This is a genomic window from Erythrobacter epiphyticus (genome assembly GCF_034653295.1).
In the GTDB taxonomy this organism is placed as follows: Bacteria; Pseudomonadota; Alphaproteobacteria; order Sphingomonadales; family Sphingomonadaceae; genus Erythrobacter.
In genome coordinates this window covers 228,213-244,386 of sequence record NZ_JAYEEU010000008.1, presented here as the reverse complement: position 1 = coordinate 244,386, position 16,174 = coordinate 228,213, and the positions used below count along the sequence as shown (strand labels likewise).

Here is a 16,174-nt window from a genome sequence, read left to right as displayed (position 1 = left end):
ATGCGCGCGATGCCGCAAGGGCTGCGCAGGGAGCAAGCGGGGCAAGAATGGCGCAGGCGGCCTATTCGTAGGCGCGCTCGATCCCCATCAGGACTGGCAGGCGCAGGCTGGCAGGAGCCGCCGGAACGCTGGGCGCAGGCTTGCTTGCGCGGGCCGCGCGGGCATTGGCAGACAGGCTTTCGCCCAAGGCAAAATGCCCAGTCTCGCTCCGCGCCGCCTGGTCAGCCGTGCTGGCCGCAATGCTCGCATCGCAGGCCAGCGCCTCGGCAAGAGATGCCTGCGCGGGGCTGCCAAAGGCGGCAAGCCCGGTCAGCAAAGCCAGCAATGCGAAAAAATGCCGCGTCATGGTCTCGCCCAGATAGTGCCTGAAGCCGCCCGCGTCCACTCACTTTGCCTGATTTACTGTGCGCGCCTGCGCGCCTAAAGGCCTCGCCCATGGATCTGAAGCCCTCGCCCCTTGCCCGCCCCTTCCCGCACATGCCCGCCATTGCCGGGTTGACGCTGCGTGTCGCGCGCGCCGGTTACAAGGCGTGGGAACGCTGCGATCTCACATATGTCGAGCTGGCTGAGGGCACCGCTGCAGCCGGCGTGTTCACGCAAAGCGCTTGCGCATCCTCCGAAGTCGAACTGGGCCGCGCCAATATCGCGCGGGGCGCGGCGCGCGCGCTGATTGTCAATGCGGGCAATTCCAACGCCTTTACCGGCTATCGCGGGCGCGAGGCGGTGGAGCAGATCATGGATCAGGTCGCCGCGCACCTCGGCTGCGCGCGCGAGGACGTGTTTGTCTCGTCCACCGGGGTCATCGGCGTGCCCTTGCCCAAGGACAAGGCGCGCGCAGGCGTCGCCGCTGCGCTGGTGGCAGCGCCCTGCACGTGGGAGGATGCCGCGCGCGCCATCGGCACCACCGACACCTTTACCAAAGGCGCGCATGCCAGCGCCATGGTAGGCGATGTGCGGGTGGAGATCGCAGGCTTCATCAAAGGCAGCGGCATGATCGCGCCCGATATGGCCACCATGCTCGGCTATATCTTCACCGATGCCAAAGTCGCCCCTGCCTTCCTGCAAGACCTGCTGGCCGCTGCCAATGATGCCACCTTCTCGTGCATCACGGTTGATGGCGATACCTCGACGAGCGACACCGTGCTGGCCTTTGCCACAGGCAGGGCCGACCATCCGCCCGTCACCGGTTGGGACAGCCCCGGCGCCGATGCCTTTGCCGCTGCGTTCACCGCCGTCTGCCACGAATTGGCGCAACTTGTGGTGCGCGACGGCGAAGGCGCGCAGAAATTCATCACCATCCGGGTGGAGGGCGCGGTGAGCAATGCCAGCGCGCGCCGGGTTGGCCTCGCCATTGCCAATTCGCCGCTGGTGAAGACGGCGATCGCAGGCGAGGATGCCAATTGGGGCCGCGTTGTCATGGCCGTCGGCAAGGCGGGCGAACCGGCTGACCGCGACAGGCTTTCGATTGCCTTTGGCGGGGTATGGGCCGCGCGCGATGGCCTGCCGGTGGCGGATTACGACGAAGCGCCGGTGGCCGCACACCTCAAGGGCGATGCCATCGATATTCTGGTCGATCTCGGCATCGGCGAGGGCCGAGCCACCGTATGGACGTGCGATCTCACCCACGGCTACATTGCGATCAACGCGGATTATCGCTCGTGAGCGGCGAGCTCGGCGCGCTCGACGCGGAAATCCGCGATCTGCTGCGCTTTGCGGCGCGCCGATCCATGCTGCCGCGTTTCCGCGCGCTCGCCGAAGGCGATATCGCGATGAAAGGCACGGATGATCCCGTCACCATCGTTGATCGCGAGGTCGAAGCCTTCCTCAGCGAAGCGCTGACCAAGCTTGCACCGGGCGTTGCCATTGTCGGCGAGGAAGCCGCCCATGCCGATCCCGCCGTGCTCGATCATCTCTCGGGCCAGTGCTGGATCATCGATCCGCTCGACGGGACAGCCAATTTCACCGAAGGCAAGGAGCCGTTCGGCATCATCATCGCGCTCGCCGATGCGGGAGAGGCGGTGGCGGGGTGGCTTTATGATCCGCTCAAGGACCGGCTGTGCCATGCGCGGCGCGGCGAAGGTGCCTTCGTCAACGGAGAGCGGATCACGGCGCGCACCACCGGGCAAAGCCCGCCCGTGACGGCGGTGAGCCGGATGTTCCTCACGCCTGACCAGGCCGCGCATGTCGATGCGCGGATTGCTCCGCATTACACGCTGGTCGACATTCCGCGCTGCGCGGCGGAGCAATATCCCCGCCTCGCGCTCGGGCAGAATGATATCTCCAGCTTCCAGCGCACGCTGGCGTGGGATCACGCCGCAGGCATCCTGTGGCTCAACGAGGCTGGCGGCAAGGCCGCGCGGCTCGATGGCCGTGCCTACCGCGTCGATGAGCAGAACAAGCCGGGCCTGATCGGCGCATCAAGCCCGGCGCTGTGGGACGAATTTGTTGCGCGGGTGCTGGTTTAAGGCATCATCCCGGCAAAGGCCGGGACGACAGGACGCTTAAAGCTCGCCTTCGAGCCACGCCTTGAGCTGGCCCTTGGGGGCCGCGCCGAGCTTCTGTGCGACCGGCTTGCCGTCCTTGAACAGCACCATCAGCGGGATCGACTGCACCCCCATCTGCGAGGGGACATCGGTGTTCTCCATGATGTCCATCTTGGCGATGGTGACTTGCCCGGCCAATTCGTCGCTGATTTCCTCAAGCGCCGGGGCAATCATCTTGCACGGGCCACACCAGTCGGCCCAGAAATCGACGAGGACCGGCTTGTCGCTGCCCAGCACATCGCTGGCAAAGCTGGCGTCGGTGACATTGATGGTGGCCATTGGTGATTCTCCTGCATGGCGCGGTGCGCCGGTGTTGCTGCCTATGTAGCGTGCCGCGCGGCTCACTCAATATCCGGCGGCAAATAGGATTGCTGCGCTGTGTCCAAGCCCTGCTTGTGCGCGGCGATGGTCTCGGGATCGAGCACGAACAGCGCAGGCGCATGGGTGTAGAGCACACCCGCCTGCACCGCGCGGCCGGGATAAATCGCCTCGAGCGCGGCGACATAGGCCGCCATCTGGCGCTGGGTGGCAAGCGGAATGTCACGTGCCGAAGCCGGGGGCCGCCGCGTGGTCTTGAAGTCAACCACCAGCACCGCCTGTTCGGTCACCAGCAGGCGGTCTGCCGTCCCGGCAACGACGATCCCGCCGACTGTCGCCGCGAGCGGCACTTCGGCAAGCGCATCGCTGGCAAAGATCGGGGCGAATTCGGGATGATCCAGCACGGCGAGCGCGCTGGCCAGCATCTCCGCACGCAAATCGGCGGGCAGATCCCCTGCCTGCCGCTCAAGCCAAGCATGGGCGGCATCCGCGCGCGCGGCCTCGGGCAATTCGGGCAGGCGTTCGAGCAGTTTGTGGATCAGGCTGCCGCGCCGCGCGGCACTGCACGCAGCTTCGGGTGGCGGGGGTGGATCGGCCGCCATGTCCTCCCCGGCTGCTGACGGCGCAAGTGGGCGCGGCGGGCGCGGTTCGGGGCCAATCGGGGTGGTCACCCAAGGCGGCAAGGGCGCATCTTCTGAAGCCGCAACGTCTGCGGCGATCGGCGCACCCGGCGGTGCGCGCGTGCCCCATTCCTGCCGCCCGCCCCACAGCGGATCAGCCAGCGCATCGCCATCGAACAACACCGCCAGCCGGGCATACCAGCTGTCTTCATGCGGGCCTTTCTCGATCCGCTTCGGGCCGAGCGAGCCGCCAATGAACAGCGCTTCTTCCGCCCGCGTCATGGCGACATACATCAGCCGCCAATGTTCCTGCATCTGCGCGATCCGCGCCGCATCGGCCGCGGGCGCAATCGGCCCGTTGAGATCGCGCTTGGTGAGCGGGGGCAGCGGCACCATGTGCACCCGCTCATCCGGTGCGGCCTGACCGAGCGGATCATCAGCCAGCGCAAGATCATGCGGATCGCCCGGCTCGCCCGTGGCATCGGCGAGGATCACGATCGGCGCCTGCAACCCCTTGGAGCCATGCGCGGTCAGCACCCGCACCTGCCCCGCACCGCCATCGGAGTCGCGCTTCAATTCGCCCTCGCCCGCATCGAACCATTGCAGGAACCCGGCCAGCGAGGGCACGTATTCGCTTTCATAGGCAAAGGCCGCGTTGAGCAATTCATCCAGCGGATCATTGACTTGGGCGCCGAGCCGCTCGACCAGCCGGGCCCGTCCTTGCCATGGGCCGTTAAGCAGCCATGCTATCAGTGCCTGCGGGGTTTCATAATCTGCCCGGCGCAGGAGATCGCGCAGGCGTGCGGCGGTTTCCACAACCGGTTCAGGCGCATCATCCCGCCGCAGATGCTCCCACAGCCGCACGTCCTTGTCGCGCGGGACATGGGCCAGCAAATCATCCTGCGTCCAGCCGATCAGCGGCGAGGCAAGCAGATTCGCAAGGCTGAGATCATCGAGCGGCTGCGCGGCAAAGCGCAGCGCCGCCAGCACATCCTTGATCGCCAGCGGCGCCCCCAGCCTCAGGCGATCCACCCCCGCCACGGGCACCCGGCGCGCTTGCAATTTGGCGACGATCTGGCTTGCCAGTTCCTTGCGGCGGCGCACCAGCACCATGATATCGCCCGGCCCGGCATGACGCGGCGTGCCACCTTTGGCGAGCACGAAGGGCTCTGTCCCCTTGACCCAGCGCTCGATCTGTTCGGCAATCCGGCCGGCGAGCAGCGTATCGTGATGCGGCAGCCAATCCTTGGCGGGTTCCTCGCTCGGCTCGTCCTCATCGTCCTCGGCACTCGTGGCGACGACAGGCTGCCACAAGGTGACGAGCCCCGGCCCGCCATAGCCGATATGCGGGCGCGGCGGGATGTCGAGCCCGAACTCCACGTGCCCCAAGGTATCAATCGCCGCGTTGACGAAATCGAGCACCGGCTGGGCGGTGCGGAATGACTGATCGAGTTCGAGCGCGCGCCAGTTGGGCGCTTTCTGGCCCACCCTGCCCGCTTCGATCTGCGCCCGGGCGGCAAGGATCTGCCCTTCAACAGCGCCGCGCGCGCGGGCAAAGTTTTCCGGGCTGGTGCCCTGAAACCCGAAGATCGCCTGCTTGTAATCCCCCACGGTGAAGAGCGTGCGGGTGCGGTCTGCGCGCGCGCCTTGGCCGCTGAAGAAATCATCGATCAGCGCGAAAATGATGTCCCACTGCGCCTGATTGGTATCCTGCGCTTCATCGATCAGGATATGATCGAAATGGCGATCCAGCTTGTAGCGGATCCACGCCGAGGCATCCTCCCGCCCGAGCAGCCGCGCTGCCTTGCGGATCAGGTCGGAGAAATCGAGCAGGCCTTCACGCGCTTTGGCCTTGGCCCATTGCAAGGCGAAGGCACGCCCGATTTCAAAGGCGTCGACAAGATAGGCGGCGGTGGCCAGTAGCGCCCGGCGGGTTTCAACGGCGGCGAGCGCTTCGGCGATCTCTTGCTGGCGTGCCGGAAAATGAGGGTCGAGTTTTTCCGGCGTCTGCATCCGGCGTGGCGCGCCGTCCTTGGTCAGCAGCGTTGCGTAAAATTGCCCCATTGTTGCGGCGCGCTCGGCCAAAGGCATCACAAGCCACGCCGCAATCAAAGCGCTGCTCTTTTCCCCTGTCTGCGATTTCCATGCCTGCAAAGTCGGCAGCATAATCCGCAAGGTCTCGTCCGGGAACACACCAGGCGCGAGGCCTTCGCAAGCCCATGCCTCGTCCGCATCGGTGGGGATCCGGAGCAAGCGGTGCACCCTGCCATCGACCGGCGAAGGCCATGCGGCGGGCCCATCCCACAGTTCCTCGGCCTCGGCACAGGTCATCAGCCAGGCTTGCAAGGCGCCCGGATCCTTGCGCCGGGTAAAGCGCTGCACTGCGCCAAGCAGCCGGGCATTGCCCGCGGCTTCCGCCTCCCCCAGCACATCGGCAAGCACGGTCCGCGCGAGCAGCGTGCGGGTGCGATCCTCCATCGCGCGGGTACCGGGCACGAGGCCAGCCTCTTCCGGAAAACTGGCAAGCAGCCACTGCGAAAAGGCGTGGATCGTGTCGATCCGGAGCCCTCCGCCCGGGCAATCAAGCACGCTCGCAAACAGGCTGCGCGCGCGCGCTTGCGTTTCGGGGCCGATATCCGCGCCGAGATGCCCCAGTTCGGTTGCCAGCGCGGTAGCGGGCAAGCGCACCCAGCGCGCCAGCACCGCGTTGATGCGGTTCGCCATTTCCGCCGCGCCCGCCTTGGTAAAGGTGAGGCACAGGATCTGCGACGGATCGACCGCGCTTTCGAGCAGCAGGCGCAGCACCCGCGCGGAAAGCACCTGTGTCTTGCCTGTGCCCGCCGAAGCCGACAGCCAGACATTATCAGCCGGCATGGCCGCGGCGCGCTGTTCGCCCTTCAGCTCGAACACCCGCCCGCTCATGTGCTGTCTCCACCCGCATCGGTGAGACGGATCACCCATTCTTCCAGCCGCATAAGCTGGTCATAATCATTATAGCCCTTGTAATCGGGGTTCTCGCGCGCGGTGAACGGCTCGGTGCCGAGAATGAAGCGGGCAATCGCCTCGCGCAGCTTGGTTTCGTGATGCGGCAGAAAGTCGTGGGGCTCGACGCCTTTTTTCTTCCCTGCTGTCTTCATCGGGACATCGATATAGCCGAAGCGCTCTTCACCCTTCTTGCGGCCGAAAGACCAGTATTCGAAGCCCGCAGCTTCTCCCTTTACGAACTGTCCGCTCTGCTTGTCCTCGAACTGTCCGTCGCGCGCGATCAACCCGAGCAGGCCGAGTTGCAGTGCAAAGCCCTTTTCGACCTGTTTTGCGCTGGGCGGGCGGCCGGTCTTGTAATCGATGATGGCAAGGCTGCCATCGGGAAGGCGATCAATCCGATCCGCGCGGCCGTGAACCTGCACCCCGGCGACATCCATCGCGCCCGAAATCTCGGTCGCAAGCGTGACGCGCCCCTGCGCCTCGTGTTCGGCGATCAGCGCCTCGAAGGTTTCAAGCGCGGCAATCAGGCGCGGCTGCCACAGGGCACGGAACAGCGGGTGGACTTGCTCTTCGGCCAGCGCTTGCTCGGCGAAGGGAACCAGCGGGACAGGCCCGACACCCGCTGCCCGCGCGCGGTGCCAGCGATCAAGGATCGCATGCATCAGCGTGCCGCGCAGCGCCGGATCGCTGAAGGGATCAGCGCCGAGCGGATCAAGCTTGCTCAGGCCAAGGATCGCCTTGGCGTAGAACTGGTAGGGATCGCCCAACAGCCGGTCGAGCGCGGTCGCGCTGATTGGCACCTGGCGCTGCGCAGGCGCGGGATCGGGCGCAGGGCGCGGATAATCCGCTGTCACCGAGCGCAGGCGATCGATCCGCTGCGCCAGCGCCGGAATGGTCGCCTCGCGGTGATCCTTGGCGAGATCCTCGCCAAGCAGCGCTTCGACCCGCAGCAGGAAGCGCGAGGGCAAGGTCGGCCCTTCGGCATCGCGCAATGCCCGGCTCAGCACCACCTCGGGCGCGCCGAGGCATCCGGCAAGGTCATGCGCGGCAAGGCCGATCCGGAACTCCGCCCCCGGAACGCCCAGCGCGCGCAGGATATCGGGCGCAAGCAGCGCATCCACTGCCGGAGTGCCCGGCCACGACCCTTCGTTCAGCCCTGCGCAGATCACCAGATCAGCCCGCGCCATGCGCGCTTCGAGCAAGCCGTAAATGGCCACGCGGGGGTGCGAACCATAAGGCGGGCGCACCGCGATTTCGTCCATGCAATCGCGCAGCACGCCGGCCACATCGCGCGGATCGATCCGCGTGTCGCACGCTCGCGCCTGCATCCGCAGCGCTTCGATCATGGTGCCGAGCGCGCGGCCATCCTCGCGCGCCCAGACACTCTCCCCCGCGAGGCTTTCCGCAACGCTCGCCAGCACCTCCAGAGCCTCGGCCAGCGGGTATTCGCCGTCCGCGCGCAGCAGGGGCGTGAGCAGCGCCTCCACCTCGTCCCACCATGCGGCAACCTTGGCCTCAGCGGCGATGTGGCGCAGCGGCGCAAACCCGGCAGGCGGCGCAGGCCCGCGCAGCGCGCGATCAAACGCGCGCAAGGATCGCAGCCACAGCCGCCGGGCTTCGGCATCGCCTGCACGCACCAGCGGATGCGCCAGCGCACCGATCAATGCCTGCGGGGTGATCCCGTCCGCCATGATCTCAGCGAGCAGGCCGAGGAACCGCCCTGCTGCCGTCAATGCCAGCGGGCGCCCGGCGCTGTCGTCCGCCGCGATATGCCAGCGCGCCAGATGTTGCACCACCCGGCGCGCCAGCCCGCGATCCGCCGTCACCACCGCAACGCGCTTCTCGGGCTGTTCGAGCGCCTCGCGCACCATCAGCGCAATCGCCTGCGCTTCTTCCTCGATGTTGGCGCTCGTCATCAGCCGCACGCCTTTGAGACGGCGCTGGTCCGCGGGCAGATCGACCCATGAACGGCTTGCCTCGGGCGGCAGGAACAGCGCGGAAATCGCCCGCGCGCGGGCCGATTCGGCGGCCCCGATGCCGCTGCGATGCCACGGCCGCACCTCTTCCCGCGCCACGCCCATGCGCCCGAGCAAGAGCTTGAGATGATATTGCGGATGCGTCAGCGCATCGCGGGCGGTGAAGATGTCGCCACGCGGCTCGGGCGCAGCGCCCGCCCGGCCGAGTTCATCCCACGCCGCGTCGCTCATCTGCAAATCCAGATCGGGCAGGATCACCGCGCCGTTGGGCAGATCGGCAATCACCCGCAGCAACCGCGCAAGCGCTGGCGATGCGCTGGTGACACCCGCGGCCACGATGGGCGTTGCAGGCGGCGTGGCCCGCCAGCGCTTGGCCGCACGATCAAACAGCAGGTTGCGGCGGGTCGCGGCGTCAACCTCGCCGGTTTCCGCCAGCCTTGCGACCCAGCGCGCCTGAACCCGCGCGAACAGCCGGATCGCGCGCTGCCAATGCTCCGAAAGATTGCCCAGCCGATCGAGCACGGCATCGCCCAGCAGATCATCCGGGGTCTTTTCCTCGACCAGCAGCCGATCCATCGTGCGCGCCATTTCCCGGGCAAGATGCAGCCGTGCCCGGCCCGGCAGCGGTGTATCCCCGGCCTCGGCCATGTCCTGCGCGATCAGCGCGGCGAGTTCGAGCCAGCGCCGCCCCGGATCGACCGCCGGGGGAATGTCGCTCGCCCCCAGCGGATCGAGCAGGTTGCCGAGCGCTTCATCGAGATCAAGATCGCCCACCGTCACCATGCGCGGCATCAGCAGGCCTTGCAGGCCCGCCGCGCCGGCATGGCGGATGAAGGCTTCAGAGATCGTGCGCGCCGCTCGGGATGACGGCACCAGCAGTGTCAGCCGCGCAAGACCAAGATCACCCTCGCGGTAGCGCGGCACCAACCCCGCCACCAGCGCATCGGCAAAGCCGCGATGCGCGGCGATGGTGTAGAGGGCTGGCCCGGCGGTGCGCTCAACCACGCCGCAGCGCTTCCTCGGTCGGCGCGATCGCCGCAGGCGTGCCCACCTCGAACCATTGCCCGGTGAAGGCAAGGCCATAAAGGCGATCTTCAGCAATGGCCCGGTTCCACAGGATGTTGGTGGAGAACGGCCCTTCGGGCGCATCACGCAGCAGGCGGTGCGACACCAGTTGGATCCCGGAGTAGATGAAGGGGGCGATCCGGCCCGGCTTGCGCCGCGACAGCCGGCCGAGCGCATCCATATGGAAATCACCCGGCCCATCGAAGTTATGCGCCCGCGCATGCGGCACCACCAGCAGCAGCGCGTCCATGATCGCCGGGTTCCACGCTGCCGAAAGATCGGCAAAGGCATTGCGCGGCCCGTCGAGCCAGATGTTGTCCGAATTGAGCGCAAAGAATGGATCGGGCAGCAGCGCCTGTGCCTTGATCATGCCGCCGCCGGTTTCGAGCAGCAGCGCGCGTTCATCCGACAGTGTCACCTTGGGCACGGCGCGCGCGCTGACATGGGCATCGAGCGCATCGGCAAGGTAGTGGACATTGACGACCGCCTTGGCGATCCCCGCATCAGCCAGCCGATCCAGCGCATGATCAATCAGCGCCTTGCCCGCCACCCGCACCAGCGGCTTGGGCTGGCTGGCGGTGAGCGGGCGCATCCGCTTGCCCAGCCCGGCGGCCAGCACCATCGCGGTATCGCTGGCAAGCGGCCAAGCGGTCATGCCGGCAGGGCACCTTGGGCGTGACGGATCGCCGCGGGGATATTGGCATCGAACCAGCGCGCCACCGGGGCCAGCGCGGGATGGGCGAGATCGCGTTCGAGCGCATCCCACACCCGCGAGATCAGGCCGAGATATTTCGGCTTGCCATCGCGCTTGTCGAGCCGGGTGAAAATGCCCACGATCTTGGCGTTGCGCTGCGCGCCGAGCAGCGCATAATCGGCTGCGAAATCGTCTCCGGTGATATCCATCGCCGCGCGGTAGCGATCGAGCATGACAGCTTCGAGTTCGCGCGGCACATCGCGCCGCGCATCCTGTAGCAGCGAGACCAGATCATAGGCGGGATGGCCAACCAGCGCGTCCTGAAAGTCGATCAGGCCCTGCGGCGCACCCGCCTGCCCGCCGATCAGCATGATGTTTTCCGCATGGTAATCGCGCAGCACTGTGACGCCGGGGCTCTGCCGCCCAAGCAGCGGCGCAAGCGCCTCGTGCCAGGCCGCGTCATATCCCGCTGCATCCACCGCAAGGCCGATGGCCGGGCAATACCATTCGGTGAACAGCGCCGCCTCACGCGCATAGACCGCCATATCATAAGGCGCGAAGGGACCGGCGGGCACGCGGTGAAGTGCAGCCAGCGCGTCAACCGCGGCGGCATAGGCCGTGGTTTCATCGCCGGGGTGCAGATCGAGCCAATCGCGCATCCGGTCATTGCCGAAATCCTCGGTCAGCACCCAGCCAGCAGGCGCATCTGTCGCAAGGATCTGCGGTGCGCGCAGGCCATTTGCCGTCAGCCACGCCGCAACATGCAGGAAGGGCGCGGGATCTTCATGCGGTCGCGGCGCGTGCATCAGCATCGCGGTATCGCCATCTGCCCGCGTCAGACGGAAATAGCGCCGGAACGAGGCATCCCCGGGCAAGGGCGCGACGATCGCTCCGTCCCAGCCCGCACGCGCGACAAATGCTTCAAGACCATCAGGCAGACCGCTCATGGCATCCGCCCTAGCCAATCCGCCCCGCCCCGCGCAATCGCGATCCGCCCGGTTTCATCCGGTTTTTCAGCCGCTGTGAGATGGATCGCCAAGCAGCCCGCCTCATGCTCAAAGCCGCCCGCATGATCGGGCCATTCGGCGAGCAGCACTCCGCCTTCGCGGTAATCCTCCAGCCCCAACTCCTGCACCTCTTCCGGGCTTTCCAGCCGGTAGAAATCCGCATGCACCACCGGCAGACGCAAGGGCGGCGCATCGTAAGTCTCGATGATGGTGAAGGTCGGCGATGGCACCTCGCCCGCATGGCCAAGGCTGGCAAGGATCGCGCGCGCCAGCGTGGTCTTGCCCGCGCCCAACCCGCCCGATAGCGCCACCACATCACCCGCCCGCAACCGGGCGCCAATCCGCGCCCCATAAACAGCGACCGCCGCTAGATCAGGCAGGGCGACGCGCGTCTCGATCATGCCCGAACTCATGGCAGGCGGATCACCGCCGTGGTGCCCGCGCCCTTGCGGCTGACGAGATCCAGCTCGCCATCATGCGCCTCGATCAGCTGGCGGGCGAGCGGAATGCCCAGCCCGCTGCGGCGCTGCGGCGTGCCATCCTTGCCGATCACCACCCCGCTCTGGGCGGCTTGCTGCAATTCCTCGGCGCTCATGCCGCGGCCATTATCGGCAATCCCGATTTCGACCTTCCAGCGCGCCTGATCCGTCGGACGGCGAAACTCGATCACGATCCGGCCGCCTTCAGGGGTGCCGGTGATCGCGTTGTCGAGCAGATTGCCGAGCGCACGCCCGAATTGGCGCGGATCGATCTCGACCATCCGCCCGCGCCGCCCCTTGAGATCGAGATTGAGCCCGCCCGCCAGAATCGCCGCTTCGCGCTCGCGCACCAATTTGGTCAGGAACGTCAGCAGATCGACGCGTTCCTTGCTGATCGGCAGCAGCCCCGCTTCGCTCTGCGAGAGATCGAGCACATTCTCGACCTGCTCGGTCAGCCGCTCGACCGCAGCGAGGATCGCATCGACATATTCGACAACCTCGTCGCGGTTTTCGCCCGCAACCTGCGTCTTGAGAAGCTCGGCATAGCCGCCGATCGTCGTGAGCGGGGTGCGGAATTCATAGGACATGTTGGCGAGAAACCGCGCCTTGACCGCATCGGCTTCTTCGAGCGCCAGGGCCCGTTCGCGCAGCGCCTTTTCGGCTTTCTGCGAATCCGTGATGTCGAGCACGGTCAGCAGCCCGTTGCCATCGGGCAGCGGCACTCCGGCAAAGCGCAGCGTGCGGCCATCGGCAAGCTCGACCAGCCCCCCCTTCTCGCGCCGGTCGAGCGTGGCGGCGCGCACCACGGCACCGATCTGCTCGGCATCTTCAGGGTGGACAAGATTGCGGCCGATCGCGGTCAGCAAGCCATCGGCGCTGGGATGGGTATCGAGGAATTCGCTGGAAAGGCCCCAGGTCCCGGCAAAGCTGCGGTTCCACAATTGCACCGAGCCATCGGGCGCGAAAATCGCCAGCGCTTCGAACAGGCTGTCGAGCGTGGCGGTGCGGGTGCGCAGCAAGGTATCGCGCACCGCCGAGAGCGCGAGGCTTTCGGTGCGGTCTTCCGCCAGCATGACCAGCCCGCCATCGGGGAGCGGCTGGACGACGACGCGCAAGTGCGTGCCGCCGGGCAGCGGCCAGGCCTCTTCCTGCATGTCGCTGAGCGCAAACCACTGCACCCGTTCGCGGCGCCATTCGGGGAAATCGCGCACTTCCGGCGTGCGCCCCTGTTCGCGCGCATCGGCGAGAAAGCGTTCAAACGTGGTGCCTTCCGCGAAGCGATCCTTGCCCAACTCGAACAGGCGGCGAAACGGGCGGTTGGCAAAGGCAAGCTTTTCATCGGCATCGAACTGCGCAACGCCAACCGAAAGCTGATCGAGGATCGCACGCTGCGCATCACGGAAGGCGCGGAAATCGCGCTTTACCTGCTGCTGTTCCTCGATGTCGATGGCGTAGCCTGCCACGCCTTCGTTCCCGATCGGCAGATCGCTCACCCGCAGAGTGCGGCGCGCACCGTGGATGGTGGCCGCGACAATCCGTTCCTGCTTGCCCTGCGCCTCCAGCGCGCGGCGGGCAATATCGGCGGGCGAACGGCCATTTTCGGCTTCGAGCAATTCGATCTGGCTTGCCACGGCATCAACCGCGCTCGCCGCCCCGACGGCATCGACATAGGCCTGGTTGACCAGTTGCAGCCGCATATCGCTGCCACGGAACCACATCGGGACGGGCGCAGCCTCGATCAGCCCGACCAGCGCGCCAAAATCACTCTCGGCGCGGCGGGTGGCGGCGCGCAGCCGGGCCATTTCCTCGTGGCTCTGGGTAAAATCGAACACCCACACCAGTGCAGCGCCCGAAGGCGAGACCTGCGGATCGGCCAGCATGCCATGCAGCGCGAGCGAGCGTTTCGAACGCGGCGGGGTCAGCGTGATGCGGAATGGCGCTGCGCTTTTCTGGGTCGCCTGGATCTTGGCGGTGAGCAGCGCGATCTGATCGCTCGAAAAGGCACCGCTTGCCGGATCATTATCGCCAATGGCCAGTTCGGAGAGATATTTCGGCATCCGTTCGAGCCCGAGCAGGCGGGCAAGCTTGTCGGGCGCTTCGATCCGGCCATCGACCCGCACCAGCAGCGGCAAGGCCGGGGCGACATCAAGCAGGTGCTGCAACCGCGCCTGCGTGCTCCTGAGCGCACGGGTGCGCCGCATTGTTGCACTGGCGCGCAGCATCACCACCGCAGCGGCCAGCGTCCAGCCAGCCAGCAGCAGCGCAATCCCGATCAGCGCGAGCGCAGAAATTTCCATATCATGCAGCTATGCGGGCCATCGCCCGGATGCAATGGGGCTTGCGAGCGCACCCCCAATCGGATGCGCTGGCAAGCCCCGAAATCACGCATGAAAGCGCGTGTGGATCAGTAACGGTAATGATCCGGCTTGAACGGCCCGGCCTGCGGCACACCGATGTAATCGGCCTGCTTGCTGCTCAACTGGGTCAGTTGCACACCAAGCTTGGCAAGATGCAGCGCCGCGACCTTTTCATCGAGGTGCTTGGGCAGGACGTAAACATCGTTCTGATATTCATCCGCTTTGGTGAACAATTCGATCTGGGCGAGCGTCTGGTTGGTGAAGCTTGCGCTCATCACAAAGCTCGGGTGGCCGGTGGCACAGCCGAGGTTCACCAGACGACCCTTGGCGAGGATGATGATCGACTTGCCATCGGGGAAGGTGACAAGATCGGTGCCCGCCTTGATTTCCTTCCACTGGTAGTTCGACAGCGCCGAGATCTGGATTTCGCTGTCGAAGTGGCCGATGTTGCACACGATCGACATCGGCTTCATGTTCATCATGTGCTCGGCAGTGATGACGTCTTCGTTGCCGGTCGCGGTCACGAAGATATCAGCCCGCTTGACCGCTTCTTCCATGGTGACAACTTCAAAGCCGTCCATCGCGGCTTGCAGCGCGCAGATCGGATCGATTTCAGTCACCATCACGCGTGCGCCGCCATCGCGCAGCGAAGCGGCCGAGCCCTTGCCGACATCGCCGTAGCCAGCGACGCAAGCAACCTTGCCGGCGAGCATCACGTCGGTCGCGCGGCGGATCGCATCAACCAGCGATTCCTTGCAGCCGTAGAGATTGTCGAACTTCGACTTGGTGACGCTGTCGTTCACGTTGATCGCCGGGAACGGCAGCTTGCCCTGCTTGGCAATCTGGTAAAGGCGCATCACGCCGGTGGTGGTTTCTTCCGAAACACCCTTGATCGCCTTGACAGTCTTGGTGAGGTAGCCGGGCTTGGCGGCGACAAACGCCTTGAGCGCGCGCTGGAATTCGATTTCCTCGGCGTTGGTCGGTGCGCCCATTTCCTCGCCCGCTTCGATGCGTGCGCCCCACAGCGCGAACATGGTGGCATCGCCGCCATCATCGAGGATCATGTTGCAGGTGAGATCCGGGTCGGCTTCCGAAGCCCAGTCAAAGATGCGGCCGACATAATCCCAATATTCGCCAAGCGTTTCGCCCTTCACCGCAAACACCGGGATCCCGGCAGCGGCAATGGCGGCGGCCGCGTGATCCTGGGTCGAGAAGATGTTGCAGGTCGCCCAGCGCACTTCGGCGCCCAGCGCCACCAGCGTTTCGATCAGCACCGCGGTCTGGATGGTCATGTGGAGCGAGCCGGTGATGCGCGCGCCCTTGAGCGGCTGCGAAGCACCATATTCTTCGCGCAGCGCCATCAGACCCGGCATTTCGGTTTCGGCGATCATGATTTCATCGCGGCCGAATTCAGCGAGGCTGATGTCCTTGATGATGTATTCGTGGGTCGGGGCAGCAGTGGTTGCGGCAGTGGCCATGGGGTATCTCCGGGCGTAGCTTGGGATGTTGCCCTCGCCCCTAGCGACAGGCCGCTTGCGAAGCAAATATAAACTTATCTTTATATGTCTATTTGTTGCCAGTGAACGGCAAGCCGCTATAGAGAGCGCCGTACTTCACCCCTTGCAAAGGATGCATTTCGCATGACCATTTCCGTTGGCGACAAACTGCCCGATGTCACGCTCGTCAAGGCTGGCCCCGAAGGCCCGCAGCAAGTTTCCGCAGCCGAATTCTTCGCGGGCAAGCGCGTCGCGCTGTTCTCGGTGCCCGGTGCCTTCACCCCGACCTGCTCGGCCAAGCACCTGCCGGGCTTTGTCGAGAAAGCTGCCGAGCTCAAAGCCAAGGGCGTTGATGAAATCGTCGGTACCGCGGTCAACGATGCTTTCGTGATGAGCGCGTGGAACAAGGCGGCTGGCAGCGATGCGATCACCATGCTGGCCGATGGCAATGGCGATTTCGTCGAAGCGCTCGGCCTGACCATGGATGCGAGCGGCTTTGGCATGGGCAAGCGCGGGCAGCGCTTCTCGATGGTCATCAATGATGGCGTGGTCGAGCAGCTCAATGTCGAAGCGCCGGGCGACTTCAAGGTTTCGAGCGCGGAGCACATGCTCGGCCAGCTCTGAGCTGTTCGCT

Annotated in this window: 12 protein-coding genes; 3 read left to right on the top strand and 9 right to left on the bottom strand. The window is 65.9% G+C overall.

What is annotated here, in order from left to right; all coding sequences use genetic code 11:
- Nucleotides 1-61: 61 nt before the first annotated feature.
- Nucleotides 62-346, bottom strand: a complete 285-nt coding sequence (locus SOQ14_RS10660; protein ID WP_322898086.1) for a hypothetical protein — start codon at nt 344-346, stop codon at nt 62-64.
- Between the two features lie 89 nt (nt 347-435).
- Between SOQ14_RS10660 and argJ the strand changes: the two genes are divergently transcribed.
- Nucleotides 436-1,662, top strand: a complete 1,227-nt coding sequence (gene argJ, locus SOQ14_RS10655; protein ID WP_322898085.1) for a bifunctional glutamate N-acetyltransferase/amino-acid acetyltransferase ArgJ — start codon at nt 436-438, stop codon at nt 1,660-1,662.
- A 65-nt stretch (nt 1,663-1,727) separates the two neighbouring features.
- Nucleotides 1,728-2,465: an inositol monophosphatase family protein gene (locus tag SOQ14_RS10650; RefSeq protein ID WP_322898134.1), complete on the top strand. Its 738-nt coding sequence runs from the start codon at nt 1,728-1,730 to the stop codon at nt 2,463-2,465.
- A gap of 36 nt (nt 2,466-2,501) precedes the next feature.
- Here the strand turns inward: SOQ14_RS10650 and trxA are convergent, their stop codons facing one another.
- From trxA to ahcY, 8 genes are all read right to left on the bottom strand, one after another.
- Nucleotides 2,502-2,822 carry a thioredoxin gene (gene trxA / locus SOQ14_RS10645; RefSeq protein ID WP_322898084.1) on the bottom strand — a complete coding sequence of 107 codons (321 nt, stop codon included), beginning with the start codon at nt 2,820-2,822 and terminating at the stop codon, nt 2,502-2,504.
- A gap of 62 nt (nt 2,823-2,884) precedes the next feature.
- Nucleotides 2,885-6,403 carry a double-strand break repair helicase AddA gene (gene addA / locus SOQ14_RS10640; RefSeq protein WP_322898083.1) on the bottom strand — a complete coding sequence of 1,173 codons (3,519 nt, stop codon included), beginning with the start codon at nt 6,401-6,403 and terminating at the stop codon, nt 2,885-2,887.
- Nucleotides 6,400-9,447, bottom strand: coding sequence for a double-strand break repair protein AddB (addB, locus tag SOQ14_RS10635; RefSeq protein ID WP_322898082.1), 3,048 nt, complete (start codon nt 9,445-9,447; stop codon nt 6,400-6,402). Before addB ends, addA begins: the two co-directional genes overlap by 4 nt.
- A complete protein-coding gene (locus SOQ14_RS10630; RefSeq protein WP_322898081.1) occupies nt 9,440-10,162 on the bottom strand; it encodes a nucleotidyltransferase family protein in 723 nt (240 codons plus the stop codon). Before SOQ14_RS10630 ends, addB begins: the two co-directional genes overlap by 8 nt.
- Nucleotides 10,159-11,148: an aminoglycoside phosphotransferase family protein gene (locus SOQ14_RS10625; RefSeq protein WP_322898080.1), complete on the bottom strand. Its 990-nt coding sequence runs from the start codon at nt 11,146-11,148 to the stop codon at nt 10,159-10,161. The genes SOQ14_RS10630 and SOQ14_RS10625 overlap by 4 nt, the downstream gene beginning before the upstream one ends.
- Nucleotides 11,145-11,609 (bottom strand): tRNA (adenosine(37)-N6)-threonylcarbamoyltransferase complex ATPase subunit type 1 TsaE, encoded by a 465-nt coding sequence (tsaE, locus tag SOQ14_RS10620; protein WP_322898079.1) that lies wholly within the window; start codon nt 11,607-11,609, stop codon nt 11,145-11,147. The genes SOQ14_RS10625 and tsaE overlap by 4 nt, the downstream gene beginning before the upstream one ends.
- Before the next feature lie 8 nt (nt 11,610-11,617).
- Nucleotides 11,618-13,984 carry a PAS domain-containing sensor histidine kinase gene (locus SOQ14_RS10615; protein ID WP_322898078.1) on the bottom strand — a complete coding sequence of 789 codons (2,367 nt, stop codon included), beginning with the start codon at nt 13,982-13,984 and terminating at the stop codon, nt 11,618-11,620.
- Between the two features lie 107 nt (nt 13,985-14,091).
- Nucleotides 14,092-15,522: an adenosylhomocysteinase gene (gene ahcY / locus SOQ14_RS10610; RefSeq protein WP_322898077.1), complete on the bottom strand. Its 1,431-nt coding sequence runs from the start codon at nt 15,520-15,522 to the stop codon at nt 14,092-14,094.
- Between the two features lie 162 nt (nt 15,523-15,684).
- On the opposite strand from ahcY, the gene SOQ14_RS10605 reads away from it, so the two are divergent.
- Nucleotides 15,685-16,164 carry a peroxiredoxin gene (locus tag SOQ14_RS10605; RefSeq protein ID WP_322898076.1) on the top strand — a complete coding sequence of 160 codons (480 nt, stop codon included), beginning with the start codon at nt 15,685-15,687 and terminating at the stop codon, nt 16,162-16,164.
- Nucleotides 16,165-16,174 lie beyond the last annotated feature (10 nt).